The sequence below is a fragment of the Fulvivirga lutimaris genome (genome assembly GCF_009711525.1).
GTDB classification, from domain to species: domain Bacteria; phylum Bacteroidota; class Bacteroidia; order Cytophagales; family Cyclobacteriaceae; genus Fulvivirga; species Fulvivirga lutimaris.
Genome location: NZ_SMLV01000124.1, coordinates 1 through 2,280, shown reverse-complemented (window position 1 = coordinate 2,280; position 2,280 = coordinate 1). Strand labels below are relative to the sequence as shown.

Sequence of the window (2,280 nt, the reverse complement as noted above, 5' to 3'; positions counted from 1 at the left end):
AATTTTAACTCTTCTTTACTCCATAATACCTCATTTTTTGGGGCAGTTTGGTAAAAATTTTGACTTCTCATTGAATTGATAATTGCTGTCGGATTGTAGTTGCTGTAGTCAATGTTTATTGAAGCAGGATATGCCTGTGTTATCCTTGTGTATGTTTTTTTGTTGTCGAGAATTATGGGCAATTGATGAGCCAGATATTCGTATAGTTTGGTAGGAATGGATGAGTCGTTGGCTTGATTTGGAGGATAGTAAATTAGTCCAAAATTGGCGGTCTTAATATGATGAATTATGGTCTCATGATCGACTAGATCTGAACCACCAATTAATTCAATATAATCGCAATTTTTAATTGCCTTTTGAAGTTCAAAAAGTGTATGCTTTTGTGGACAATAACCCACGATTTTAAACTTTATTGATGAGTCAATATTATGCAGAGTTTTAGCTAGATTTATACACTCAAAAATCCCTGTTGATGAGGCAATTGTTCCAGTATAAATTAATTGTATTATATTAAGATTGCGACCCGCGTCTTGATTTTGATTTGCCTGTCTAATAATCGCTTTGTTTTCAATAATGATATTTTTGTTCCGAGTGAAAAGCAGTTCATCCTTGTAGCATTTCTCCGCTAATAAATACTTGTAAACAAAAGGCCTTGTAAAGTATTCTTTAGCTCGCACCCACAAGGCGATTGGGTATCTTATACCATATGGAAAAGCATCGGTATACAGGATGTTTCTAAAATAGTTTTCTTGAATATCATATATAATTTTGGCAGAACTAAATGTAGAATAAAGAACTGATGGTATTAAGAGTTCATGCGTTGAGCAGATAATGTATTTAGGCTTTAGGTACACCAGCTTGAAAAAATACTTAACACCGCAAAATATTCTCTTGAAACTTAACCTTGAAAAATTGAAGATTGGATGAAATTTAATATTTGATTCATCTGGCAGATTTTTTCTATAAAAACCTATGATATTAACTTCATATTTCTTTGTTTGGCCTATCGAACGACCGATTTTCTCGAACATTCTTGTATCTGTCACTGGTTTTAGAACAGATGCTATGACGAGTTTTGGTAGTTCCATAAGAAGTAATAATAAAGATAAATCATGAATCGTAGATGGAATTAAAGGAATTAGTAGAAAAAGCATGGGATGATAGAACCTTATTGAAAGATAAGGAGGTGCAGATTGCGATAAAAACCATTGTTGATGATCTGGATCAGGGGAATAGAAGAGTAGCTGAGCCTGATGCTTTAGGATGGAAGGTGAACGAATGGATAAAAAAAGCAGTGATCCTTTATTTTCCGTTACGCCAGATGAAAACCATTGAGGTTGGTCCTTTTGAATTCCATGACAAGATACGGTTGAAGACTAATTATGAGAAATTAGGTGTTCGTGTTGTGCCTCATGCTGTGGCACGATATGGCGCCTTTATAAATAAAGGAGTTGTGCTTATGCCGTCATATGTCAATATTGGGGCATATGTAGATGAGAATACCATGGTGGACACATGGGCTACAGTTGGTAGTTGCGCACAGATTGGCAAAAATGTACATCTAAGTGGGGGTGTTGGTATTGGAGGTGTTTTAGAGCCTGTACAAGCTGCACCTGTTATAATTGAAGACAATGCATTTATAGGTTCAAGATGTATTGTGGTTGAAGGGGTAAGAATAGGTAAGGAAGCCGTGTTAGGCGCGAATGTTGTGTTGACAGCGAGTTCCAAAATTATTGATGTGTCAGGCGACAAACCTGTAGAGACAAGAGGTTATGTTCCGGAACGTTCTGTGGTTATACCAGGTTCTTATGTTAAGAAGTTTCCTGCTGGTGAATATAATGTGCCATGTGCTTTAATTATTGGAAAGCGCAAGGAAAGCACGGATAAAAAGACTTCGTTGAACGATGCTCTACGTGAAAATGACGTAGCTGTATAATTTGGCATTTACTTTGTATGTGTTAGTAGTATAAAAGATAGTTATCAACTATGAAACAGCTATTACTACTTATTTCAATTGGTTTTGGGTTATCAGCTTTTACTGCTGGTGATGAACCTTCTTATCGAGTTCTCGACTATGATAATTTTGGTCGTGGAGAGCGACTGGAATTCAATGTTAATTTTGGGATTTTCACTATAGGTGAGGCCGAAATGATTATTGACGATAAGTTTTACAAGGTCAACCATCGTGAGTGTTATAAGATTGATATTTTTGGTAGAACCAGTGGAATGGTGGACTGGGTGGCTAATGTAAATGATCACTGGGGCGCTTATGTAGATTCT

At 36.2% G+C, this 2,280-nt stretch carries 3 protein-coding genes; 2 read left to right on the top strand and 1 reads right to left on the bottom strand.

Annotation, left to right across the window (positions count from 1 at the left end):
* A partial coding sequence (locus E1140_RS00625; RefSeq protein ID WP_155178017.1) for a glycosyltransferase family protein occupies positions 1 to 1,088 on the bottom strand: 1,088 nt, incomplete at its 3' end.
* A gap of 35 nt (positions 1,089 to 1,123) precedes the next feature.
* On the opposite strand from E1140_RS00625, the gene E1140_RS00620 reads away from it, so the two are divergent.
* Positions 1,124 to 1,936: a 2,3,4,5-tetrahydropyridine-2,6-dicarboxylate N-succinyltransferase gene (locus E1140_RS00620; RefSeq protein ID WP_155178016.1), complete on the top strand. Its 813-nt coding sequence runs from the start codon at positions 1,124 to 1,126 to the stop codon at positions 1,934 to 1,936.
* 50 nt (positions 1,937 to 1,986) lie between these two features.
* The coding region (locus tag E1140_RS00615; RefSeq protein WP_155178015.1) for a DUF3108 domain-containing protein at positions 1,987 to 2,280 on the top strand (294 nt) is incomplete at its 3' end.